This window comes from Cellulomonas olei, assembly GCF_039548315.1.
In the GTDB taxonomy this organism is placed as follows: domain Bacteria; phylum Actinomycetota; class Actinomycetes; order Actinomycetales; family Cellulomonadaceae; genus Cellulomonas.
This window is the reverse complement of the sequence record NZ_JBCLVN010000049.1, coordinates 24085-46767: the sequence shown is the minus strand read 5'-3', so window position 1 is coordinate 46767 and position 22683 is coordinate 24085. Positions and strand designations below refer to the sequence as shown.

Annotated in this window: 21 protein-coding genes; 10 read left to right on the top strand and 11 right to left on the bottom strand. The window is 76.8% G+C overall.

Annotation, left to right across the window (positions count from 1 at the left end; translation table 11 throughout):
- Nucleotides 1–51: 51 nt before the first annotated feature.
- The 5 genes from AAHH18_RS14470 to AAHH18_RS14450 all read left to right on the top strand — a co-directional run bounded on the left by AAHH18_RS14470 (nucleotide 52) and on the right by AAHH18_RS14450 (nucleotide 4201).
- Nucleotides 52–1200 carry a sensor histidine kinase gene (locus AAHH18_RS14470; protein WP_343302088.1) on the top strand — a complete coding sequence of 383 codons (1149 nt, stop codon included), beginning with the start codon at nucleotides 52–54 and terminating at the stop codon, nucleotides 1198–1200.
- Between the two features lie 252 nt (nucleotides 1201–1452).
- Nucleotides 1453–1905: a hypothetical protein gene (locus tag AAHH18_RS14465; protein WP_283321561.1), complete on the top strand. Its 453-nt coding sequence runs from the start codon at nucleotides 1453–1455 to the stop codon at nucleotides 1903–1905.
- Between the two features lie 13 nt (nucleotides 1906–1918).
- On the top strand, nucleotides 1919–2575 hold the full coding sequence (locus AAHH18_RS14460) for a signal peptidase I (protein ID WP_343302087.1): 657 nt from the start codon (nucleotides 1919–1921) through the stop codon (nucleotides 2573–2575).
- Nucleotides 2572–3669 (top strand): hypothetical protein, encoded by a 1098-nt coding sequence (locus AAHH18_RS14455; RefSeq protein ID WP_343302086.1) that lies wholly within the window; start codon nucleotides 2572–2574, stop codon nucleotides 3667–3669. The genes AAHH18_RS14460 and AAHH18_RS14455 overlap by 4 nt, the downstream gene beginning before the upstream one ends.
- 118 nt (nucleotides 3670–3787) lie before the next feature.
- On the top strand, nucleotides 3788–4201 hold the full coding sequence (locus AAHH18_RS14450) for a hypothetical protein (RefSeq protein WP_343302085.1): 414 nt from the start codon (nucleotides 3788–3790) through the stop codon (nucleotides 4199–4201).
- Nucleotides 4202–4211: 10 nt separating this feature from the next.
- Here the strand turns inward: AAHH18_RS14450 and AAHH18_RS14445 are convergent, their stop codons facing one another.
- Both AAHH18_RS14445 and AAHH18_RS14440 read right to left on the bottom strand, forming a co-directional pair.
- On the bottom strand, nucleotides 4212–5078 hold the full coding sequence (locus AAHH18_RS14445) for an SGNH/GDSL hydrolase family protein (protein ID WP_459349143.1): 867 nt from the start codon (nucleotides 5076–5078) through the stop codon (nucleotides 4212–4214).
- Between the two features lie 73 nt (nucleotides 5079–5151).
- Complete coding sequence (locus tag AAHH18_RS14440; RefSeq protein ID WP_283321557.1) at nucleotides 5152–5832, bottom strand: uracil-DNA glycosylase; 681 nt, start codon at nucleotides 5830–5832, stop codon at nucleotides 5152–5154.
- A gap of 112 nt (nucleotides 5833–5944) precedes the next feature.
- Between AAHH18_RS14440 and AAHH18_RS14435 the strand changes: the two genes are divergently transcribed.
- The 3 genes from AAHH18_RS14435 (at nucleotide 5945) to AAHH18_RS14425 (ending at nucleotide 7276) form a co-directional block, all read left to right on the top strand.
- The gene (locus AAHH18_RS14435; protein WP_283321556.1) at nucleotides 5945–6274 is read left to right on the top strand and encodes a DUF3263 domain-containing protein; all 330 of its coding nucleotides are present in this window, start codon (nucleotides 5945–5947) and stop codon (nucleotides 6272–6274) included.
- Nucleotides 6275–6327: 53 nt separating this feature from the next.
- A complete protein-coding gene (locus AAHH18_RS14430) occupies nucleotides 6328–6945 on the top strand; it encodes a LytR C-terminal domain-containing protein (protein ID WP_343302084.1) in 618 nt (205 codons plus the stop codon).
- A 127-nt stretch (nucleotides 6946–7072) separates the two neighbouring features.
- Complete coding sequence (locus AAHH18_RS14425; RefSeq protein ID WP_222171312.1) at nucleotides 7073–7276, top strand: cold-shock protein; 204 nt, start codon at nucleotides 7073–7075, stop codon at nucleotides 7274–7276.
- 25 nt (nucleotides 7277–7301) lie between these two features.
- Here AAHH18_RS14425 and AAHH18_RS14420 read toward each other — a convergent pair whose 3' ends face one another.
- Entirely contained in the window at nucleotides 7302–8594 is a 1293-nt protein-coding gene (locus AAHH18_RS14420) for a glycoside hydrolase family 15 protein (protein WP_343302083.1), read from the bottom strand.
- A 238-nt stretch (nucleotides 8595–8832) separates the two neighbouring features.
- Between AAHH18_RS14420 and groL the strand changes: the two genes are divergently transcribed.
- Nucleotides 8833–10458 carry a chaperonin GroEL gene (gene groL, locus AAHH18_RS14415; RefSeq protein ID WP_283321553.1) on the top strand — a complete coding sequence of 542 codons (1626 nt, stop codon included), beginning with the start codon at nucleotides 8833–8835 and terminating at the stop codon, nucleotides 10456–10458.
- Between the two features lie 274 nt (nucleotides 10459–10732).
- On the opposite strand, the gene AAHH18_RS14410 is transcribed toward groL, so the two are convergent.
- The 4 genes from AAHH18_RS14410 to AAHH18_RS14395 all read right to left on the bottom strand — a co-directional run bounded on the left by AAHH18_RS14410 (nucleotide 10733) and on the right by AAHH18_RS14395 (nucleotide 14314).
- On the bottom strand, nucleotides 10733–11008 hold the full coding sequence (locus tag AAHH18_RS14410) for a DUF4031 domain-containing protein (RefSeq protein WP_343302082.1): 276 nt from the start codon (nucleotides 11006–11008) through the stop codon (nucleotides 10733–10735).
- Nucleotides 11005–11823: an HD domain-containing protein gene (locus AAHH18_RS14405; RefSeq protein WP_343302081.1), complete on the bottom strand. Its 819-nt coding sequence runs from the start codon at nucleotides 11821–11823 to the stop codon at nucleotides 11005–11007. Before AAHH18_RS14405 ends, AAHH18_RS14410 begins: the two co-directional genes overlap by 4 nt.
- An 83-nt stretch (nucleotides 11824–11906) precedes the next feature.
- The gene (locus tag AAHH18_RS14400) at nucleotides 11907–13583 is read right to left on the bottom strand and encodes a sensor histidine kinase (RefSeq protein ID WP_343302080.1); all 1677 of its coding nucleotides are present in this window, start codon (nucleotides 13581–13583) and stop codon (nucleotides 11907–11909) included.
- Nucleotides 13580–14314: a response regulator transcription factor gene (locus tag AAHH18_RS14395; RefSeq protein WP_283321549.1), complete on the bottom strand. Its 735-nt coding sequence runs from the start codon at nucleotides 14312–14314 to the stop codon at nucleotides 13580–13582. Before AAHH18_RS14395 ends, AAHH18_RS14400 begins: the two co-directional genes overlap by 4 nt.
- Nucleotides 14315–14393: 79 nt before the next feature.
- Between AAHH18_RS14395 and AAHH18_RS14390 the strand changes: the two genes are divergently transcribed.
- A complete protein-coding gene (locus AAHH18_RS14390; RefSeq protein ID WP_343302079.1) occupies nucleotides 14394–15125 on the top strand; it encodes a type 1 glutamine amidotransferase in 732 nt (243 codons plus the stop codon).
- Between the two features lie 74 nt (nucleotides 15126–15199).
- On the opposite strand, the gene AAHH18_RS14385 is transcribed toward AAHH18_RS14390, so the two are convergent.
- The 4 genes from AAHH18_RS14385 to AAHH18_RS14370 form a co-directional block, all read right to left on the bottom strand.
- Nucleotides 15200–15964: a PspA/IM30 family protein gene (locus AAHH18_RS14385; protein ID WP_283321547.1), complete on the bottom strand. Its 765-nt coding sequence runs from the start codon at nucleotides 15962–15964 to the stop codon at nucleotides 15200–15202.
- 41 nt (nucleotides 15965–16005) lie between these two features.
- On the bottom strand, nucleotides 16006–18087 hold the full coding sequence (locus tag AAHH18_RS14380; RefSeq protein ID WP_343302078.1) for a TPM domain-containing protein: 2082 nt from the start codon (nucleotides 18085–18087) through the stop codon (nucleotides 16006–16008).
- 459 nt (nucleotides 18088–18546) lie between these two features.
- A complete protein-coding gene (locus AAHH18_RS14375) occupies nucleotides 18547–20229 on the bottom strand; it encodes a DNA repair helicase XPB (RefSeq protein ID WP_283321545.1) in 1683 nt (560 codons plus the stop codon).
- On the bottom strand, nucleotides 20226–22613 hold the full coding sequence (locus tag AAHH18_RS14370; protein ID WP_343302077.1) for a helicase-associated domain-containing protein: 2388 nt from the start codon (nucleotides 22611–22613) through the stop codon (nucleotides 20226–20228). The genes AAHH18_RS14375 and AAHH18_RS14370 overlap by 4 nt, the downstream gene beginning before the upstream one ends.
- Nucleotides 22614–22683 lie beyond the last annotated feature (70 nt).

The window sequence follows — 22683 nt, the reverse complement described above, 5'->3', positions numbered from 1 at the left end:
CCGCGGACGCCGGGTCGGCGCGCGAACGGTCCCACGGATGGGGGAGTGCACATGCCCGCAGCGACGGCGGACGACCCGGCAGCGGCGCGGGCCGACCGGCGGACGCTGCTGCTGGCCGCCGGCACCGTCATGTCGGTGTTCGCGGTCGGTGCCGCGGCGCAGACCGCGTGGGTCTACGGCAACCAGGGCGGGTCCGTGCCGGTGCTGCTGCGGATCGCGGCGAACCTGACGGCGGTGGTCGGCATGCTCGTCCTGCTGGTCGTGGTGGGGGTGGCGCGTCCGCGCCGTCCCATGACCCTGGTGGTGCTCGGGGTGCTCGCCGCCGGGGTGGCCGCTGCGGGCGTCCGGTTCGGCGTGCAGGTCACGCTGGGCATCTACCCCCACCCCGCGCGCTCGGTCGTGCTCGCGGAGGTCGTCAGCGGGGCGGTCGTGGCGTGGATCGCGGGGTTCATGGGCCTGGCCGCCATGCTGTCGCAGCGCCGGCTGCGGACCCAGGTCGCGGCCGCGGCGGAGAGCCGCCTGCAGATCGAGCTCGCGCTCCAGGCCCTGCAGTACGAGGAGGTGCGTGTCCGCCGGGAGGTGGCGGAGGGGCTGCACGGCAGCATGCAGCAGCGCCTCGTGCTCGTGGTCGCGCGGCTCGACCGGCTGCGCGACCGGCTGTCCGGCCGCGCGGAGCCGGAGGACCTCGAGCTGCTGGGGGAGGTGCGCGAGCAGATCGAGCTGGTGCGGGAGACGGACGTGCGCTCGACCTCGCGCATGCTCTACCCGGACCAGCTCGAGGTCGGCATGGTCCCGGCGGTCCGCGCCCTGCTCGGGCGGATCCCGACGACGGTCAACACCCGGTTCGGGGTCGCGGACGAGGTGCGGGTGCTCGACGACCCGGCGGACCCACGTCTGACCCGGTCCGAGCGGCTGCTCGCGGTGCGCGTGGTCGAGGAGGGCGTCACGAACGCGCTGCGGCACGGGCACGCGGCGGTGGTCGACGTGCGGGTCGCGGTGGTCGGGGACGCCCTGGAGGTGCGCGTGGCGGACGACGGCGTCGGCTTCGTGCCGGGGTCCGTGCCCGCCTCCGGGACGGCTCGGCTCGGCGACCGCCTGCGTCTGGCCGGGGGCGACCTCCGGGTGACATCCGTCCCGGGGAACGGCACCCAGGTGGTCGCCCGCCTTCCGGTGGAATCTCTGCGCACCGCGGCGCGCTGACCAGCGTCGCGACCGAAGTTCACCCGCCCGATATGTCCGGTTTGTGGGGCTATCTGGTGCAAATTCGCAATTGACGTACCACGGCGGGGGTGCTGCCACCCAAACGGGTGCACGACCACGCAGCCGCAGGCCCTACCGTTCGGCAGCCGGCGCGCGCGGGCCAGGGGGACCTCGGTGCGCCGGAAGGCGCGTCCGTCCCCCGGCTCCACGGCCGCGCCTCGCCCTGGCGAGCCGTCGTCCGCGAGGAGTCCCATGTCCCGCCGCACCGCCGGTCCCACCCCCGTCCGCCGCACCGGCCGCCGCAAGGTCGTCGCCGTCACCGTCGTCGCGCTCGGCGTCGCCGGGCTCGGCCTGGCGTCCGCCGCCCAGCTCACCCTCAACGCCGGCTCCCTGGGCGCCGGCACCACCGTCGTCGCGTCCTGCGACACGAACGGCGTCAAGGTCGGCTTCACCAACACCTTCTCGGTGGCCGCCAAGGGCTACACCGTCAGCGGCGTGACGCTGACCGACGTCGCCGACACCTGCGCGGGCCAGACCGTCAGCGTCGAGCTGCTCGACGCCGACCCGGCCGCCACGACCGCGGGCACGTCCCTCGGCCGGGCCCAGGCCACGGTGCCCACGGGCGGCGGCACCGTCACCCTGACGGTCACCGGCTCCCCGAAGGCTGCCGACGTCAAGGGCGTCGCGGCCGTCATCGCGGGCTGACGCCGGACCCGTCGTGCCCGGCGAGCACGCCGACCGGGCCGGCGCGGGCAGCACGTCTGCCCCGCGCCGGCCCTCCGGCGTGCCCGGGCGCGCCCGCTCCGCCGCCGGCTGGCTGCTCACCGCCGGCGTCGTGGGGCTGCTGCTCTGGTTCGGCTGGCCGAGCACGCTCGGCGGCTGCACCACGCTGACCATCGTCTCCGGCCACTCGATGGAGCCCACGTACCGCACCGGCGACCTCGTCGTGTCCCGGTGCGGGGTCCCGGAGCCCGGGGACGTCGTCGTCTACACCCCGCCCGGCGTCGACGGGCGGATCATCCACCGGGTCGTCGGCGGCGACGCGGACGCCGGCTGGTCGATCCAGGGCGACAACAACGGCTTCACCGACCCGTGGCGGCCGCACCAGGAGGACGTGCTGGGCATCGCCCGCCTCCACCTGCCCGGGGTCGGCCGCGTCGCGTCCCTGCTCCTGGACCCCTGGGCGTGGGCGTCGCTGCTCGTGGTGGCCGCGGGCGTGCTGCTGTGGCCGGGACGCCCCGAGGCGCAGGCCGATGCCGATGCCGCGCCGGGGCCGGATGCCGCGCCGGTGCCGGATGCCGCGCCGGTGCCGGATGCCGCGCCGGTGCCGGATGCCGCGCCGGTGCCGGGCGCCGCGCCGGAGCGCGCCCCGTGACCCGTCGCCGGGCCGCCGCCGTCGTCGCCGCGACCGCCGGCCTGCTCGTGCTGCTGCTCCTCACGCCGGCCAGCGCCGCCCGCCTGCTGCTGTCCTCCGGCGGGCTGACCACCGCCGCCGCGGCGCCCTGCACCACCGCGGCGCTCGCGGCGGGCACGGGCGGCGCGTCGGGCACGCTCACCACCGTGGTGCTGTCGGGCGTCCCCGCGGCCTGCCGCGGCCAGCAGGCCACGCTGCGGCTGCACACGGCGGACGGCACCCCGCTCGCCGCGTCCGACGCCTCCGTGACCCTGGCCGCCGCCGACACCACCACCGTGACGGTCCCCGCGTACGCCGCCTCGCGGGTCGCGGGCGTCGCGCTCACGGTCGGCACGTGGGGCGTCCCCGTCACCTGGGCCGCGCCGCAGGCGGGCCCGTCCGCCCCCGTCACGCCCGGCCCCGGGACGGTGTTCGGCCCGCTGCGCTGGACGGTGCTGCCGCAGTCCGGCACGCAGGCGTGCGTCGTGGTGCCGGTCTCGGGGGACGCGGGCACGACCTGGCGGATCGACCTGCACCTGGACCAGCGTCCGTTCAACGGCGTCGCCGACGGCTCGGGCTTCGAGGTGCACACCCCCTACTGGGCGAAGGTGCTCGACCCGCGCCCCGTCGACGGCGTGGTGCAGGTGGGGGGCGTGGCCTCCGGCGGCATGCCCGGCGCGGCCGTGCTGCAGGCGGGGCAGTCGTTCGAGGTGGAGATCTGCCACTACCGCCTGCCCGCCCCGGCGTACGACCCCGCGCTGACGTACAGCCAGACCTCCACCGCGGTGACCGGCAGCGCCTACGACGCCTGCTTCACCACGACCGTCCGGGTGACGGGCACGCCGCAGTTCTTCGCGGGCTGGCGCGCCGACGTGGACCTCGAGCCGCTGCAGACGTTCTTCGCGGCGTCCGGGCGGTCGCTCGACACCTCGAGGATCCGCACCAGCACGGGCGAGCTGTCGGTGGCGCCGCTCGGCGGGACCGTCTACCGCGTCACGCCCCGGCAGGGTTGGAGCGCCCTCGGCATCCGCGACGACGTGCCCCAGACCTTCGGCATCTGCGCCGGCAGCCGCTGACCCCGGCGTCCCCCGATGGGGTGGACCGTGCCCCGGCGTGCTCAACGGCGGCGCCGGGCGGACGATGGGCCCGTCAGGTCGACGGATCGACCGGGCAGGGTCCACGGAGGGGGCGCCCATGGCGCACGAGCACGTCCGCGCACGTCGCGCGGCAGGGGTCACCCTGGCGTGGCTCGGGTGCGCCGGGCTGGCGGTCTCGATGGCGCGCGCGATGACGTGGGACGGCGGGGAGGCCGCCCCGCCGGGGGCGTGCGTCGTGAGCCGGATCAGCGTCGGGTACGACGTCGACTACGACGCGGCGCTCGGTGGCTACGCCGTGACGCGGGCCTCGCTGTCGGGCGTCCCGGACGGCTGCGCGGGCCGGGAGGTCGCGCTCACGCTGCGGGGCACCGGCGACCGGGCGCTCGCCGAGGCACGCACGCCGGTGACCGCCCCGAGCACGGTCGTGGCGCTCGACGGCGCCGTGGTGCCCGCCGAGGACGTCGCCGGCGTGTCGCTGGCCCTCGTGACGGACACCCCGGCCGTCGGCTGAGGGGCGGCGCTCAGAGCTCCGTGAGCGCCGGGAGCTTCGCGGCGCGGGTGTCGCCCGACGACCGGCCGCGCAGCCGCCGGGTCGCCCACGGGTAGGCGTACAGCCGCACCCACCGGGCGTCGAGGCGCGCCTGCTGCGCGCGGGGGAGGCGCGGCAGCGGGGCCAGCGGCTCGTCCCACGCCGGGTCGTCCGGCTCGATGCCCAGGGCGGCGAGCGCGCCCTGGGCGACCCGGGCGTGGGACTCCGTGGTCAGGTGGATCCGGTCCGGCGCCCACATCCGCAGGTCGCGCAGGTGCCGCATGCCCCACAGGTCCAGCACGTGCGCCCCGTGGCGGCGCGCGATCGACCACAGGTGGGCGTTGAACACGCCGACCCGCGGACGCGTCGTGGAGACCAGCGGGGACCCCGAGGAGTCGAAGCCGGTGGCGAGCAGGACGTCCGCGCCGGTGCTCCGGACGAGCGCGACCGCCCGCTCCAGGTCCCGCGCCAGGCGGTCCGGGTCGGCGCCCGGGCGCAGGATGTCGTTCCCCCCGCCGACGAGGCTGACCAGGTCCGGGCCGAGCTCCAGCGCCCGTGGCAGCTGCTCGGCGACGATCGGGCGCAGCAGCCGGCCGCGCACCGCGAGGTTGGCGTAGCGCAGCGCCGGGAGCCCGGCCGCGCGACGCCGGTCGGACAGCAGGCCGGCGAGCACGTCGGCCCAGCCGCGCACGGGGCCGTCCTCGCCCTCGGGCGTGTCCCACAGGCCCTCGGTGAACGAGTCGCCGATCGCGACGTAGCGCTCCCAGCGCGGCGGTGCGCCGTCGTGGGCCGGGTCGGCGCCGGCCGCGGGCTGCTGGCCGGTGGTGCGTGCGGGTCCCCTGCTGTCGTGCGTCCTCACCCCCGCAGTGTGCCCCCGGCGGCCCGGGTGTGTCAGAGGTTCCGACGCCGGCCGCGGCCGCGGGCCGGTCGTCTCAGGGCAGCGACCAGTCGACGGGGTCCGCCCCCAACTCGGCGAGCAGCGCGTTCACGCGGGAGAACGGCCGGGAGCCGAAGAACCCGCGGCTCGCGGACAGGGGGCTCGGGTGGGCGCTGGCCACGACGGGCACGTCCCCGAGCGCGGGTCGCAGCGACTGCGCGTCGCGGCCCCACAGCACGGCGACCAGCGGGCCGCCCCGCTCGACGAGCGCCGCGATCGCACGGTCGGTCACGGCCTCCCAGCCCCTGCCGCGGTGCGAGGCGGGCTCGCCGGGGCGCACCGTCAGCACCCGGTTCAGCATCATGACGCCGCGGTCCGCCCACGGGGACAGGTCCCCGGTGGTGGGCGCGGGGACCCCGAGGTCGGCCTGCAGCTCGGTGAAGATGTTGGCGAGCGAGCGCGGCAGCGGCCGGACGTGCGGCTGCACGGAGAACGACAGCCCCATCGGGTGGCCGGGGGTCGGGTAGGGGTCCTGGCCGACCACCAGCACGCGCACGTCCGCGAGCGGCCGGGTGAAGGCGCGCAGCACGTCCGGCCCGGCGGGCAGGTAGCCCCGTCCGGCGGCGACCTCGGCCCGCAGGAACTCCCCGGCGGCGTGCACCCGGTCCTCGACCGGGGCGAGCGCGGCGGCCCAGTCGGCGGCGACGAGCTCGGACAGCGGTGCGGCGGGGCTCACGGCGACCCACGCTAGCGGACCGCCCCGTGGCCCCCGCGACGAATGACAGTCGTGTCATTCCGGCCGTACGATGGGCGGCGGACCGGATGGCGGCAGGCACGGGAGGGCACGGATGGACGCGACGGCGGGGCTCGACCTCGGCACGGCCGCCCGGCCCGCCCTCGTCGCGGTCGACGGCGGCGCCGACGCCGACGGGCTCAGCGAGCGCGACCAGCAGGTGCTGGCGTTCGAGCGGCAGTGGTGGAAGTACGCCGGCGCCAAGGAGCAGGCCATCCGCGAGCTGTTCGACATGTCGGCCACCCGGTACTACCAGGTGCTCAACGCGCTGATCGACTCGCCGGCCGCCCTCGCGCACGACCCGATGCTCGTCAAGCGGCTCCGGCGCATGCGGTCCACCCGGCAGCGGGCGCGGTCCGCCCGCCGCCTCGGCGCCGACGCCTGACCCGCGCGGCGTGCTGGACCGTCCCGCCAGGCTGAGCCGTTAGCCTGTCCGCCGTGACCAAGGCCAGCTCCCGCTTCCCGGAGGACGAGTTCGACGCCGGTCCGGCGCAGGACGCACCGATCGGCGTGCACCGTGCACCCCGGAGCTGGTGGAGCCGGTGGTGGCCGTTCGTCGCGGTGGTCGTGGTCGTGCCGGCCCTGACGGTGTCGGCCGTGCTGTGGGCCGCGTCCTGGGACGGCAAGCTGCCCGTGATCGGCGGGGGCGACGACACGAACGCCTCGGCGCCCCCCTCGTCGTCCGGCCCCGCCGCGAGCCCGGACGACACGGGCGGCGCCCCGGCGCCGGAGGAGACCGGGGACGCCCCGGTCGAGGAGGTCCCGCCGCCCGCCCCCGACCTGTCCGTGCCGGTCCGCGTGCTCAACGCCGCGAACATCAGCGGGCTCGCCGGCGGTGCCGCGGAGCAGCTGCAGGGCGCCGGCTTCACCGACGTCACGGCCGGGAACGGCAACGCCGGCGGCAGCACCGCCTCCACGGTGTTCTACGCGAACGCCGACCTCGCGGTCACCGCGCAGCAGGTCGCGGCCACGCTCGGCCTGACGAGCGTGGTCGAGTCGGCCGAGGTCGCGGACCAGGGCGTCGTCGTGCTCCTGCTGGCCGACTTCGCGGGCTGAAGGTCCGGCCGCCTCTTCCGCCCGTGAGGGGGCGCGGCTACGCTCGGCGCGTCGCGGTGCCTGCCCGCCGGCCCGCCGGGGGACGGGGGCCGTCGGCGACCGGTCACGTCGTCATCAGGAGCACCGCATGCCGCAGGGAACCGTCAAGTGGTTCAACGCCGAGAAGGGCTACGGGTTCATCACCCCGGCCGACGGCGGCCAGGACCTGTTCGTCCACTTCAGCGCCATCCAGACGAACGGCTACCGGACCCTCGAGGAGGGTCAGTCGGTGGACTTCGAGGTCGGCCAGGGCACCAAGGGCCCCCAGGCCGAGCAGGTGCGCCCGCTCTGAGAGCCCCGGCCGTCGGCGCGCCGGGTCAGCCGTCCAGCGCGCCGACGGCCAGCACCACGCACGCCGCGGTCCACGCCAGCGGGGCGACCGCCGCGGGTGAGCCGTCCGCGAGCACCTTCTCCGGCAGCGCGCCGAGCATCGTCCGGTGGGCGTCGAGCCAGTCCAGCCGGGCCCGCGCCTCGTCCGGCCGGCCGTTCTCCGCGGCCACCAGGGCGTAGAGCGAGGTCTGCGGCGTCCAGGAGATGCCGTCGCGCTTCCACGCCGCCCCGGGCGCGAGGCCGCCCGCGGGACGTGCCATCGCCTCCGCCGAGGCCTGCCACGCGTCGAGCGCCCCGGTCAGCGGCTCCGGCTGGAACGGCGGCAGGACGAACGCGCTCGCGGCGTCCGGGACGCTGCCCCCGGCGTACCGGCCGTACGCGGTGTCGTCGCCGAACTCCCGCTCGACGGCGTCCCGGGTGCGCCCGGCGGCCTCCCGGGCAGCGGCCGCAGCCCCGTCCTCGCCGAGCAGCTCCAGGAGCGCCGGCGCCGACTCGAGGCCCGCGAGCAGCGGTGCGACCGTCCCGAGGGTCAGCTCGTCCTCCGCGACCTCCCAGTAGTCCGGGGAGGCGGGCGGCAGGCCGTCGTCGGCGGTGAGCGCGACCGCGCCGGCGGCGGACCGCGTCACGAGCCCGCGGAGCCGCTCGGCCACCGCCCGGCGCCGGTCCGCGGGCTGGGCGTCGACCACCTCGCCGGCCGCCCACAGCGCCCAGCCCGTGCCGTCGGTCTGCGGGGTCCGGGCGTCCGGCGGCCCCGACCCGTCCGGCAGGTACCGCGCCTCGAACGAGCCGTCGGGCGCCTGCACCCGGTCGAGGAAGCCCAGCACGTCGAGCGCGTCGTCGCCGTGCCCCGTCCGGGCCAGCGCGACCGCGACGAACGCGGCGTCGCGGGGCCACACGTAGCGCCACCGGTCGGTCCACGCTGCCACCGCCGCCCCGTCCGGCAGCAGCAGGGTGTGCAGGTCGAGCAGCGCGTCGGCGACCATGTCCGCGTACGGCCCGTCCGCCCCGCCGGGCAGCGTGCCGGCGGCGAGCCACGCCCGCTGCTCCTCCGCGAGCGCGTCGTCCGCGCGCGTGCCCGGGACGTCCAGCACGCGGGTGCCGTCGTGCAGCGCCGCCGGTGACCCGACCGGGACGTCCACCACGGCGCCGGTGGCGTCGAGGGCCACGCCCTGGGCGTAGAGCGGCAGCGACGCGTCCCGCGGCCCCGACGCGCCCCACGCCACGAGTGCCGTGCCCAGCGCGGCCAGCAGCACGACGGCGGTGGTGCGGCGAGCGGGCATGCGCGGCAGGCTACCGGCCCGGACCGCGTCCGCCGAGGGCGGAGCGCCTTGCACTCACCAGGGTCGAGTGCTAACCATTGGTGTTAGCACTCTCGGGTCGAGAGTGACAGAATGACAACCCAGGCCGACCCGGTGAGGTCGCACCGCCCGACGGGACATGACCGACGGGCCGGAGCGACCGTCCGTCGCGGGCACCGACCGGCCGAACCACGAGCCAGAGTGAAGGATCGATAGCCCCATGGCCAAGATCATTGCCTTCAACGAGGAGGCCCGTCGCGGCATCGAGCGGGGTCTGAACACCCTCGCCGACACCGTCAAGGTCACCCTCGGCCCCAAGGGCCGCAACGTCGTCCTGGACAAGAAGTGGGGCGCCCCCACGATCACCAACGACGGTGTCTCCATCGCCAAGGAGATCGAGCTCGAGGACCCGTTCGAGAAGATCGGCGCGGAGCTCGTCAAGGAGGTCGCCAAGAAGACCGACGACGTCGCGGGTGACGGCACCACCACCGCCACCGTGCTCGCCCAGGCGCTGGTGCGCGAGGGCCTGCGCAACGTCGCGGCCGGCGCGAACCCCATCGCCCTCAAGCGCGGCATCGAGCAGGCCGTCGAGGCCGTCACCGCCGCCCTGCTGGAGCAGGCGAAGGAGATCGAGACCAAGGACGAGATCGCCGCCACGGCGTCCATCTCGGCCGGCGACAGCGCGATCGGCGAGCTCATCGCCGAGGCGCTCGACAAGGTCGGCAAGGAGGGCGTCATCACGGTCGAGGAGTCCAACGCCCTCGGCCTGGAGCTCGAGCTCACGGAGGGCATGCGCTTCGACAAGGGCTTCCTGTCGGCGTACTTCGTGACCGACCCGGAGCGCCAGGAGGCCGTCCTCGAGGACGCCTACGTGCTGCTCGTCGAGTCGAAGATCTCGAACGTCAAGGACCTGCTGCCGCTGCTGGAGAAGGTCATCCAGTCCGGCAAGCCGCTGTTCATCGTCGCCGAGGACGTCGAGGGCGAGGCCCTGGCCACGCTCGTCGTCAACAAGATCCGCGGCACCTTCAAGTCCGTCGCCGTCAAGGCCCCGGGCTTCGGCGACCGCCGCAAGGCGATGCTGCAGGACATGGCCATCCTCACGGGCGGCCAGGTCGTGTCCGAGACCGTCGGCCTCAAGCTCGACACCGTGGGCCTCGAGGTCCTCGGCACCGCGCGCAAGATCGTCGTGACCAAGGACGAGACCACGATCGTCGAGGGTGCCGGCGACGCCGCGCAGATCGCCGGTCGCGTGAACCAGATCCGCGCGGAGATCGACAACTCCGACTCGGACTACGACCGCGAGAAGCTCCAGGAGCGCCTCGCCAAGCTGGCCGGCGGCGTGGCCGTCATCAAGGCCGGTGCGGCGACCGAGGTCGAGCTCAAGGAGCGCAAGCACCGCATCGAGGACGCCGTGCGCAACGCCAAGGCGGCCGTCGAGGAGGGCATCGTCGCCGGTGGTGGCGTGGCGCTCATCCAGGCCGGTGCCGTCGCGTTCGAGAAGCTCGAGCTCACCGGTGACGAGGCGACCGGCGCGAACATCGTGAAGGTCGCGATCGACGCCCCGCTCAAGCAGATCGCGGTCAACGCGGGCCTCGAGGGCGGCGTCGTGGCGGAGAAGGTGCGCAACCTCCCGTCCGGCCAGGGCCTGAACGCCGCGACCGGCGTCTACGAGGACCTGCTGGCCGCGGGCGTCAACGACCCGGTCAAGGTCACCCGCTCCGCGCTGCAGAACGCGGCGTCCATCGCGGCGCTGTTCCTCACCACGGAGGCGGTCGTCGCCGACAAGCCGGAGAAGGCCGCACCGGCCGCTCCGGACGCCGGTGGCATGGGCGGCATGGACTTCTGAGCCACGCCGCACGCGGGCGCTGAGCGTCCGCACCGCACGCACGACGGGCCGGTCACCCCTCCGGGGGTGGCCGGCCCGCCGCGTACCCGCCCCGGGCGCGTACCCGCCCCGGGCGTGTGCCAGCCCCGGGCGTGTGCCCGCCCCCGGGCGCGAGTTCGGCACTCCGAGTCGAGTTCGGCAGCTGCAGCTGCCGAACTCGCACGCGTACTGCCGAACTCGCGGGGCGGGGCCGGGTGGGGCGGGGCCGGGCGGGGCGGGCGGCGTGGGGGGTGGGTCAGGTCGGGCGGCGGCGGTCGCGGGCCGGGACGCGCAGGCCCGAGGCGCGCAGGCGGCGGATGAGCTCGCCCGCGGAGACCGGTTCGGCGCCGAGCGCGACGAGGGCGGCGTGCCGGTCGTCGGGCACGTCGTAGTGGTCGAGGTCGAACGCCCGCCGGGGCAGCCCGGCGCGCGCGGCGAACGCGTGCAGCTCGTCCAGCGACGTGTCGCTCACGAGGTGCGACCAGGTGCGGCCGTGCCGCGGCCAGAGCGGCGGGTCGACGAGGACCGTCACGCCCCGGGCCGCACCGGGTGCCGGTCGGCGGGCGTGGCCTCGGCGGACCCGGCCGGGCCGGCCGAACCCGCGGCGTCCGGCCCCGCGACGCCCTCGGCAGCGGCGCCCTGGCCGGTGGCGCCGCCCTCGAGCTCCGCGAGCACCTTGTCGAGCTTGTGGAGCTCCGCGCCGAGGTTCTGCCGGGCGGGCTCCTCCCACGCGGCGCCCAGGGGGCTGACGAACAGGCTGGGCCGGCCGAGGAGCTTGCGGACGATGCGCTGCCGTGCGCGGATGTAGTCCGCCATGGGGATGTCGGCGTACTCCTCACGGACGTCGTGCAGGTACGCCTTGTAGCGCTGCGGCTCGGCGGCCAGCATCGCGAGGTCGGCGTCGCAGAGCACGGCGCAGTCGAAGTCGGCGGGGTCGGCGCTGTGCCGGACGAGGGCGATCACGAGCTGGTGGACGCGCTCGACCCGGTCGGCGGGGACTCCCAGCCCGGTGAGCTGCTCGCGGGCGAGGACGCCCGAGGCGACCTCGTCCTCGCCGCCGCGGTTGGCGTACGCCGCGACGTGCGCCGCGTCGAACACGGCGCCGTGGTACCAGGCCGCGAGCCGGACCAGGTCGGGCTCGTGCGTCTCCTCGGCGAGCTCGTCGACGCGGGCGAGCACGTCGGTCAGGTGCCGGAGGTTGTGGTACGTCCGCCCGGGTCCGGTCCAGCGGCCGACGAGGTCCGCCCCGACCTCCCGGATCTCGTCCGGCGGTGCGGTCGCCCCCGCACCCTGCGCGCTGCGGACGAACGCGGACAACAGCCACTGTGGCGCGTCGTAGACGCCCATGGACAAGCCTCACTGCACCAGACGACCCTGCTCGGACGCGCCATCGTAGCCCCAAGCCCGGACGGCCGCGCACGCGGGTCCGGTCAGTCGCCCGGGTGATCCTGTGACGTGCGCGAGCTCCCGGACTCGCCCGCGGGGAGCGCCACGCGGACGGTCGCACCGCCGCCGGGCGTCGCGGTGATCGCGACCTCGCCGTGGTGCGCCTCGACGATCGCCGCGACGATCGCCATGCCGAGCCCGGCGCCGCCGCCGGTGCCGTTGCCCTCGCGGGTGCGGGACGCGTCGACCCGGTAGAACCGCTCGAACACGCGGTGGGCGTGCTCGGGGGCGATGCCGGGTCCGTGGTCGCGCACCTCGACGACCACGCGGTCCCCGAGCCGCCCGACCGACAGCTCCGCCGGCGAGCCGGCCGGGGTGTGTCGCGCGACGTTGCCGATGAGGTTCGCCAGCACCTGCCGCAGCCGGGGCTCGTCGCCGACCACGACCGACGGTCCCGCCGACGCGCCGGCGAGCGAGCCGACGCGCACCTCGCGGGTCGGGTCGAGCGCGCGCAGGTCGTGGGCGGCGTCGGTCGTGAGGACGGCGAGGTCGACCGTGTCGGTGCGCCCGGGCCGGTTCGCGTCCAGGCGCGCCAGGGCGAGCAGGTCCTCGACGAGCCCGCCCATGCGGGTGGCCGACTGCTCGATGCGGCGCATCGTGTCGTCCACCTGCTCCTTCTCGGTGAGCGCGCCCATCCGGTACAGCTCGCCGTAGCCGCGGATCGCCGCGAGCGGGGTCCGCAGCTCGTGCGACGCGTCCGCGACGAACCGGCGCATCCGCTCCTCCGAGCGGGTCCGGTCGTCGAACGCCGCCTCGATCTGGCTGAGCATGGTGTTGAGCGCGGCGCCGAGCCGGCCGACCTCCGTGGTCTCCGGGGCGGGCGGCACGCGCTCGGACAGGTCCCCGGCGGCGATGCGCGCGGCCGTGGTCTCGATCTCCCGCAGCCCGCGCAGCGACCGCCGCACGGCCCAGCCGCCGACGACGACGCCGATGACGAGGATCGACAGGGCGCTCGACCACAGCAGCAGCGCGGCGCGGCGCACGATGTCCTGCACCTCGCCGAGCGGCTGCGCGAGCATCACGTACCCGACGACCGTCTTCCCCTCGTCGCCCGTGGAGGCGGTGATCGGCGACAGCGCGACCCGCCACGACGACCCGCGCAGGTCGCTGCCGACCGTGAAGAACGTGGTGCCGCCGGTCAGCCGGGAGGCGTCGACGGACGGCAGCCGCGGCGTGCCGAAGTCCTCGCGGGTGTCCTCCGTCGGGGTCACGTCGCCGGCCTCGCCGAAGATCTCGGCGCGCAGGGCGTAGTCGATCGCGCCCCAGCCGGTCTCGTCGTCCAGCACGGAGAGCGTGCCGTACTGGTGGTAGATCTGCGCGATCGAGTTCCCGTAGACGCGGTTGTTGGCGTCGAGCTTGGTGTCGACCTGCTTGACCAGGTAGTCCGACAGGAGCGTGGTCGTCACGGCGCCGGCGATCCCGAGCCCGGTGGCGAGCAGCACGGTGGTGATCCCGACGAGGCGGGCGAGCAGGGGGGTGCGCGCCCAGGCCGCGCGCAGCGGGGCCACCAGCCGGTCGGTGGCGGTCTGCGCGTCCTGCGCGTCGGCGGGGGCGGTCCCGCTCCCGGGGGGTGCGCCCGCGGCTGCCGGGCCGGCCGGCGCCGCGCCCGCCTGCGCCCCGGCCGCCGGCGGGCGGCGGTCCTGCTCGGGCCCGGCCGTCACGACCCGCTCGGCTTGCGCAGCATGTACCCCACGCCGCGCTTGGTCTGGATCAGGGGCGCGACCTTGGTGCCGTCGGGGAGCGTCACCTGGTCGACCTTGCGGCGCAGGTACGAGATGTACGACTCGACGATGTTCGCGTCGCCGCCCCAGTCGTACTGCCAGACGTGGTCGAGGATCTGCGCCTTCGACAGCACGCGGCCCGGGTTGAGCAGCAGGTAGCGCAGGAGCTTGAACTCGGTGGGGGACAGGTCCACGACCTGCCCGGCGCGGCGGACCTCGTGGCTGTCCTCGTCGAGCTCCAGGTCCTCGTAGCTCAGCACGCTCGCGGCGACGACCTCGCCCACGGCGGTGCGGCGCAGCACGGCGCGGATGCGGGCCACGACCTCCTCGAGGCTGAACGGCTTGGTGACGTAGTCGTCGCCGCCGACGGTGAGGCCGGTGATCTTGTCGGCGGTCTCGTCGCGCGCGGTGAGGAAGACGACGGGCACGTGCTGGCCCTTCTCCCGCAGCCGCCGGGTCACGGTGAAGCCGTCCATGTCCGGCAGCATCACGTCGAGCACCAGCAGGTCGGGCTGCACCTGCTTGGCGAGGCGCAGCGCGGTGCCCCCGTCGGCGGCGGCGTGCACCTCGAACCCGGCGAAGCGCAGGGAGGTGGCGAGCAGCTCGCGGATGTTCGGCTCGTCGTCGACGACGAGGAGCCGTGCCTCGGGGGTGTGCGGTGCGGCGGTCACCGTCTCAGTGTGCGCCCGGTTCCTGGATGCTGCCTGGGAGCGCGCTGGTCGTGACCGCGGCGCGGTACGGTGCTGCCTCGTGAGTGCCGACTCCCCCACGACCCCCGTCCTCACCGTCGTCCAGCTCGACGAGACCGCGCCGCTGGACCGGTTCGCCGACGCGCTGCCCGGGGTGCAGGTGCGCCTGGTGCGCGCGCACGCGGACGAGGTCCCCTCCGGCGTGCGCGACGGCCTGCTGGTGCTCGGCGGGGAGACCAACGCCTACGACGACGCGCCGGCGGTCGCGACCACGCGCGCGCTGCTGGCGGATGCGGTGGCGGCCGGCGTGCCCGTGCTCGGCATCTGCCTCGGCGCGCAGCTGCTCGCTGTGGCCGCCGGCGGCCGGGTGCACGTCGACGCGCCCCCGGGGCGCGAGGCCGGCGTGGTCGACGTGCGCTGGCGCCCGGAGGCCGCGGCGGACCCGCTGCTCGGCGCGCTGGCCGCCGACGCCGGGCGGAGCACCCCCATGCCGACGATGCACGGCGACGCCATCGTCGACCTGCCCCGGGGCGCGACCTGGCTCGCCGCGTCCCGCACCTACCCGTACCAGGCCTTCCGCGTGGGCGAGCGCGCGTGGGGTCTGCAGTTCCACCCGGAGGCGTCGCCCGCGACGATGCACCGCTGGGCGGAGCTCGCCGGCGACGCGGACGTCGCGGCGATCGACGCCGCGGTGGCGGCCGCCGACGCCCAGGTGCTCGTGGACGGCCGGCGCATCGCGGAGACCTTCGCCCGGCTCGTCGTCGCCCGGGCGTCGGAGACCGCCGCCGCCTGAGCCCCGCACGCGCCACGGCCCGGCCGCCCCTCGCGGGGTGACCGGGCCGTCGAGCGTCCGGGGTGGGACCCGGGTCAGGCCTCGATCTGCGGCGTGACCGGCGTCGTCCCGAGCTGCTGCGGCCGGCCGCCGGACTTCAGCGCGGCGAGGCGCGCCTCGATCTCGATCTCCTCGCCCGAGGCCTCGAGCTCGGCGAACTGCGCGTCGAGCGACGACGCCGCGATCTCCGCCTGGCCCATCGCGAGGGCCTCCTCGCGGCGCACCTTCTCCTCGAAGCGGGCGAGCTCGCTCGTCGGGTCGAGCACGTTGATCGAGGAGATCGCCGTCTGCACGGTCTGCTGCGCCTGCGCCGACTTCTGCCGCGCCACCAGGGTGTCCCGGCGCTGCTTGAGCTGGCCCAGCTTGTCCTTCATCTGCGCCAGGCCGGACTTGAGCTTCTCGACCGTCTCGCGCTGCGACGCGATGATCGGCTCGGAGTCGCGGACCTCGCCCTCGGCGGCGATCTGCTTGCCGAGCGCGACCTTGGCCAGGTTGTCGAACTTGTCGGCGTTCGCCGCGTCGCCCGCCTGGCGGTACTGATCGGCGCGCGACGACGCGGCCAGCGCCTTGGCACCCCACTCGCGTGCCGCGGCGACGTCCTCGTTGTAGTCCTGCTCCGCCAGGCGCAGGTTGCCGATCGTCTGCGCGATCGCCTTCTCGGCCTCCGCGATCGAGTTCGTGTAGTCCCGGACCAGCTGGTCCAGCATCTTCTGGGGGTCCTCGGCCTGGTCGATCAGGGCGTTGATGTTCGCCCGAGCGAGCTGGGTGATCCGCCCGAAGATGCTCTGCTTCTCCGTCATCGCCTGGTGCCTCTCTCGTGTGGTGCGCCTGCCGAACATGATCAGAACCCGCCGCCCCGGCCGCCGCCGCCGAAGCCGCCGCCCCCGCCGAAGCCGCCGCCGTGGCCGCCGCCCCCGAAGCCCCCGCCGCCGCCGTGCGCGCCGCCGCCGCCCCAGCCGCCGCCCCCGCCGCGCAGGATCGAGTCGATGATGATGCCGCCCAGCACCATCCCGCCGATGTCGCCGAGACCGCCGCCGCCCCCGCCGCGGGGGCCGCCGCGTCGCTGCTCGTCGTACCAGTCGACGTCGCGCTGGGCGAGCGACTGCGCCTCGCGGACGAGCCGCTCCGCCTGCTGCGCCGCCACCAGGCCTTGCTCCGGGTCGGTCTCCCGCTGGTCCACCGCGGCGCGGAACAGCCGGTGGGCCTCCGCGAGGCGGGTGCGGGCCTCCGGGCCGACGGCGCCGCGGCGGGTCTCCACGTAGTCGGTGGTGCCGCGCAGGGCGGAGTCCACGCGGCCGAGCGTCTGCTCGAGCAGCTGCCGGGAGCGCGCGGCGCGGTCCTGCGCCTCGCGCATCGGCGCGAGCGCCTGGTCGATCGCGGCCTCGGCGTCCGTGATGGTCGCGAGCGCGGCGAGCGGGTCGCCCTGCCCGTCGCGGGCGGCGCGCGCGGTGGCGATCGCGGCGCGGGCGGCCTCGGCGCGGGCCGACACCTCCGGGTGCCGGGGCGCGAGCCGGTCGGCGTCCTCGAGGTCCGAGCCGATCGACGCGACGGCCGCGTCCAGCCGCGCGCCGATGGTGGCGAGGTCCGTGCCCGCGCGGTCGACGGCGTCCAGCAGCGTCGTGACCTGCCCGAGCGCCTCCTCGGCGGCGCGGGCGTACCGCACGGCGATGCCGCGGTCACCCGCGGCGACGGCCTGGCGCCCCTGCCCGATCGCCGTGCCCACCTCGTCGAGCAGCCGCAGCGCCTGGTCCGGGTTGCCGGTCACGGAGGCGAGCGAGGTGGCCGGGTAGGTCGCGGCGAGCGTGGCGAGCGTGCCGCGCGCGGCCTCGACGCGGGCGCGCAGGGCAGCGGCGACACGCTCGTGCGCGTCCAGCGCCTCGCCGGCACGCGACTCCACGTCCCGCAGGCGGTCGAACGCCTCCTTCTGCGCGTCGAGCGCGTCCGAGACCTGGTCGACGATCGCCAGGATGCGCCCGGCCGTCTGCCGCACCTGCGGCTCGGTGTCCGGGACGTCGTCGTCGAGCGTCTGACGGAGCCGGAACGCCTCGGTGACCTGGGCCTTCGCCTGGGCCAGGACCTGCTCGAACTCGCGGGTCGCGTCCGGGCCGAACTGCGCCTGGGCGAAGCCGAGCTCCTGCTCGGAGGACCGCAGGGCGTCGTCCGCGCCCACGAGCGCCGACGACGAGCGGCGGTCGAGCTCCGCGGTCGGCAGCTCGGCGTACGGGTCGGCGGGGCGGCCCGGCACCTGGGGACCCCCGGCGCCGGCGGGCGTCGTGAGGCGGGAGCGGCGGCGGGCGCTCGCCCAGCCGACCGCGGTGAGCACCGCGATCACCACGAGCCCGCCGACGAACAGCCAGCCCAGCGCCGACCCGCCGCCGCCCCCGGTCGCGGCCTCGCGGATGCCGTCGGCGGCGGTCACGGCGGCGCCCGACCAGTCGTCCTGACGCAGCCGGTCCTCGACGTCGGCGGCCACGCCGTCGAGCGCGCTGCCCGACAGCCCGTCCACCGACTCCGGCGCCAGCACGTACGAGCGCTGGTCGACGGCGACGGCCAGCACCATGTCCTGCGAGCCGAGGCCGGTCTGCTGCGCCGTCTGCTGCACCCAGTCCAGACGGTCGAGGTCGCCGAAGTCGTCCACGTACACGACGTACAGCTGGTACGGGGTGGCCTCCGCGAGCTCGTCCAGCGCGGCCTGCACCGTGCCCTCGTCACCGCCCAGGACGCCCGCCTGGTCGGTGATCTCGCCGGCGAGCGCCAGCGGGTCGCTCGCCGGCACGACCGGGCCGGCGGGCGCGGACGACGCGGCCACGGCCGGGGTCAGCGGGACGGGCGCCGCCGGGGCGGCCCCCACCAGGAGCGGTGCCGCGAGCAGCACGGGGACGAGCGGGAGGGCGGCGGACCAGCCACGGGACGACGACGGCACCCGACGATCCTTTCTCAGGGCGTGCACCCGTCGCAACGGAGGAACACGCGCCGCGGTTCCCGCTCCGCTCCCGCTCCCGCTCCCGCTCCCGCTCCGCTCCCGCTCCCGCTCCCGCGCGCTCCCGTTCCGCTCCCTCGCCCGCTCCGCCCGGGTACCCGTGCACCGAGAGTCCAGGACACGCCCGGGGGCGCGGCTGGTACGCCGGCGTGTCCTGGACTCTCGGCGACCACACGGGAGCCCGGTCGCGGGCCGCGCGGGGGTGCGGGGGTGCGGGGTGCGCAGGGGGTGCGGGGTGCGCGCGGGGGTACGGGGTGGGCGCGGGGGACGGGGCAGTGCGCGCGAGGTGCGGGGTGCGCGGGGTGCGAGGCGCGCGGGGGACGGGGCAGTGCGCGCGAGGTGCGGGGTGCGCGGGGTGCGAGGCGCGCGGGGGACGGGGCAGTGCGCGCGGGGGCGGGGGCGTCAGGCCGGCTGCTCGAGGTCCTCCGCGTCGACGATGCGGTAGGCGTAGCCCTGCTCCGCGAGGAACCGCTGCCGGTGCGCCGCGAAGTCCTGGTCGACGGTGTCCCGCGCGACGACCGCGTAGAAGTGCGCGGTGCGTCCGTCGCCCTTCGGGCGCAGCAGCCGGCCGAGGCGCTGGGCCTCCTCCTGGCGGGACCCGAACGAGCCGGAGACCTGGATCGCGACGGACGCCTCGGGCAGGTCGATCGAGAAGTTCGCGACCTTCGACACCACGAGCGTCGTGATCTCCCCGGCCCGGAACGCGTCGAACAGCCGCTGCCGCTCGTTCACGGTGGTCGACCCGGTGATCACGGGCGCGCCGATGTCGTCCGCGAGCTCCTCGAGCTGGTCGATGTACTGGCCGATGACGAGCAGCGGCTCCCCGGCGTGCCGGGCGACGAGCTGCTTGACGACCTGCGTCTTGCCCGGGGCGCTGGCGGCGAGGCGGTACTTGTCCTCCGGCTCGGCGGTCGCGTAGAGCATGCGGTCCCGGTCGGGCAGCGTGAGGCGGACCTCGACGCAGTCGGCGGGCGCGATGTAGCCCTGCGCCTCGATGTCCTTCCACGGGGCGTCGTACCGCTTGGGGCCGATGAGGCTGAACACCTCGTCCTCCCGGCCGTCTTCGCGCACGAGCGTGGCGGTGAGCCCGAGGCGCCGGCGGGCCTGGAGGTCGGCGGTCATCCGGAAGATCGGGGCCGGCAGCAGGTGCACCTCGTCGTAGACGATGAGGCCCCAGTCGCGGGCGTCGAGCAGCTCCAGGTGGGGGTAGACGCCCTTCCGCCTCAGCGTGAGCACCTGGTACGTCGCGATCGTGACGGGGCGGATCTCCTTGCGGGAGCCCGAGTACTCGCCGATCTCGTCGGGCGTCAGCGAGGTGCGGCGGACCAGCTCGTCCCGCCACTGCCGGGCGGAGACGGTGTTGGTGACGAGGATCAGCGTCGTGGTCTTCGAGCGGGCCATCGCCGCGGCGCCGACCAGCGTCTTGCCGGCGCCGCAGGGCAGCACGACGACGCCGGAGCCGCCGTGCCAGAAGCCGTCCGCCGCCTCGGCCTGGTACGGCCGCAGCTGCCACGGGCGGGGCGTGCCGTCGGGCGTCGGGTCGGACTCGCCGGAGGTGTCGAGGTCGATGGGGTGCGCCTCGCCGTCGACGTAGCCCGCGAGGTCCTCCGCCGGCCAGCCGAGCTTGAGCAGCGCCTGCTTGAGGGTGCCGCGCTCGGAGGCGTGGACGACCACGTCGGTGTCGTCGAGCCGCTCGCCGACCAGACCGGCGGTGCGCCTGGACCGCAGCACCTCGGCCAGTACGGCGGCGTCCAGCGCGTGCAGCACCAGCCCGTGCACGGGGTGCGCGACGAGCTGCAGCCGCCCGTACCGGGACATGGTCTCGGCGACGTCGACCAGCAGCGCGTGGGGCACCGGGTAGCGCGAGTACTCGAGCAGCGTGTCGACGACCTGCTCGGCGTCGTGGCCCGCGGCCCGGGCGTTCCACAGGCCCAGCGGCGTCAGCCGGTAGGTGTGGACGTGCTCGGGGGCGCGCTCCAGCTCGGCGAACGGGGCGATCGCGCGGCGGCAGGCCTCCGCCTGGTCGTGGTCGACCTCGAGCAGGAGGGTCTTGTCGCTCTGGACGATCAGGGGTCCGTCGGTCATGCGGGGTCCGTCCTCCACGGGTCGGGGGCGTGGTCGGCGGCGTCGGGGCCGGCGACCGGGGTGACCGCGGCCACGCGGTGCGCGGCGACGACGATCTCGGCGTCCCGGGTCGTGTCGACGACGCGCACCCGTCCGCCGTCCACGCGGACGGGACGGACGCGCCGCCGCTCCAGGGCGCCGCGCGAGCCGACCACGTCCAGCCACACCTCGGCGTGCCCGGCGGCCGCCTCGCGCAGCAGCCCCAACGCCTCGGCGACGTCGGCTGTTCCCCCCGCGCGGCCCGCGCCGGCGGGGCGGGCGCCGGCGGCGCCGGGCGTCCCGGGTGCGGCGCCCGCCCCGGGTGCGGCGCCGCGGTGCGACGCGGCCCCGTGCTCCGACCCGGCACGCCGCAGCACGCCGACCAGCGCCGCCGCCCGCTCGGCCGGCGGCACCCCGCCGCGTGCCGGCTCGTCGGCGCGCGGACGGGGGGCGGCGACGCGGCGGACCGTCGGCGCGGCGTGCAGCACCTGCCCGTCGGGCGTCTCGGCCACGGGGGCGAGGCCGTGCGCGCGCAGCGCGGCGAGCAGCTCGTGCACCGGCGCCTGCGCGGCGAGCACGGTGGGCGCGAGCCGCACCAGGCCGAGCGCGGCGTGGCGCGGGTCCTCCGCGAGGCCCGCGAGCAGGGCCGGGTCCTCGACGCGGACGTACGACGAGGCGCTGCCCACGCGCAGCCGGCCGTGCCGCCGGGCGGCGTCGCGGACCAGGTACTCCAGCGGCTGCGGCACGCGGCCCCGGGCGTGCGCGGCGAGCTCCCCGAGCAGGTCGTCGGCGGACCGGCCCGCGTCGAGGGCCGCGCGCACCGACTCCGGCGTGAACCGCACGGTCAGGGCGCCGCCGCGGGACTCGACCCGGGCGCTCGCGTCCAGCAGCGCCTCCAGGGCGGCGCCCGGGCGCCCGGGGACGATGCCCGTGAGATCGGCCTGCAGCAGCAGGTCGTCGACGGCGGCGGGCAGGGCCGCGTCCAGCGCACGCGCCAGGGCCGGCAGGGGGTCGTCGTCCCGCAGCGCGCGGGCGGCGGCGGGCAGGGCGCCCGCGCCGAGCACCCCCAGCCAGCCGGCCTCGCGCAGCACGGCCCCCACCGCGTCCGCCGGCGGCACGGCCCGGGGCGTGCGCCACGCGAGCACGGCGCGCACCTGCTCCGCCGCCGGGGCGGCGCCCGGCGCGAGGGCCTCGAGGACGTCGAGCACCTGCCGGCGCAGGCGCGGCGCCCACGGCCGGGCGCCGTCCGGGCCGAGCGCCGCGCGCACCCCGCCGCGGTCGTCCCGGGTGCCGACCAGGGCCGGCGTGCGCGTGGTCGTCGCCCACCACGCCGCGAGCCGGGCCCAGCGCCCGGGCAGGTCCTGGGCGAGCCACTCGTCGGCGGCGGTGGTGGGGACCCAGTGCGGCGTCTCCTCCCCGTCGTCGCGCACCAGGCCGCCGGCGCCGGCGAGCTCGACGACGAGCGCCGCCTCCGGCTCGGCGACCTCGAGCGCCGCGGCCGTGCGGCGCAGGTCGCGGACCCCGAGCCCTCCGGCCCGCAGCACCGGCGGCGGTGCCTGCTCCCACAGCCGGACCAGCCCGGCCACGAGGCGCACGGCCCGCTCGGCCGCCGCGGCGTGCTCGGCCTCGACCAGGGCGGCGTCGCGGTGCGGGAGGTCCGCGTCGCCGGGCGGGGTGGCCGGCGCCCGGTGCGTCCGGCCGTCGCGCAGCACGAGGGCGACGGACCGGGGGAGCAGCACGTGCCGGTCGTCCGCGCGCACGAGCAGCCCGAGCCGCAGCAGCTCGGTCACGGCGTCGGCGGCGGGCCCGGACGCCGGGCGGACGCCGACCGGGGGACCCCAGGTGAGCGCGTCGAGCACCGCCCTGCCCGCGGCGGGCGCGGACGCCAGCGCCTCCCGCACGGCGGCCTCGTCCGGGTCGTCCGCGCGCGCGGACGCGAGCCCGGCGGCACCGGGACCGAGCAGCTCGGCGACGCCCGGCGCGGGGCGCAGCACGGGGTCGGCGGCGCGACCGCCGACGGGGTGCAGCAGCGCGAGGTCGGTCGCGTCGCGGAGGGCCTCGCGCACGCCCGGGGCCGCCGCCCGGTCGGCGCCGACGGCCGCCACGACGTCACGGGCACGCACCCCCGCGCCGGGGTCGGCGACCGCGTCGGGGCCGGCGAGCAGCACGACCACCGACTCCACGGCCTGCAGCACCGCCGCGTCGACGCCGGCGAGCGCCCGCTCCAGGCTGGGGCGGCTGGTCGCCCGCGCGGCGAGGGACGCCAGGGTCGCGGGGGAGGGGTGCGCGAGGTCGGGCCGACGCAGCAGCAGGCGCACCAGGTCGTCGTCGGACCTGCCCCGCAGGTGCTCGCTGAACGTGGCCATCCGCACCACGATACGGCGCGGGCCGCGGCACCCGGCGCGTCGGCCGACGGCCGGGAACCGGCGGGTGCAC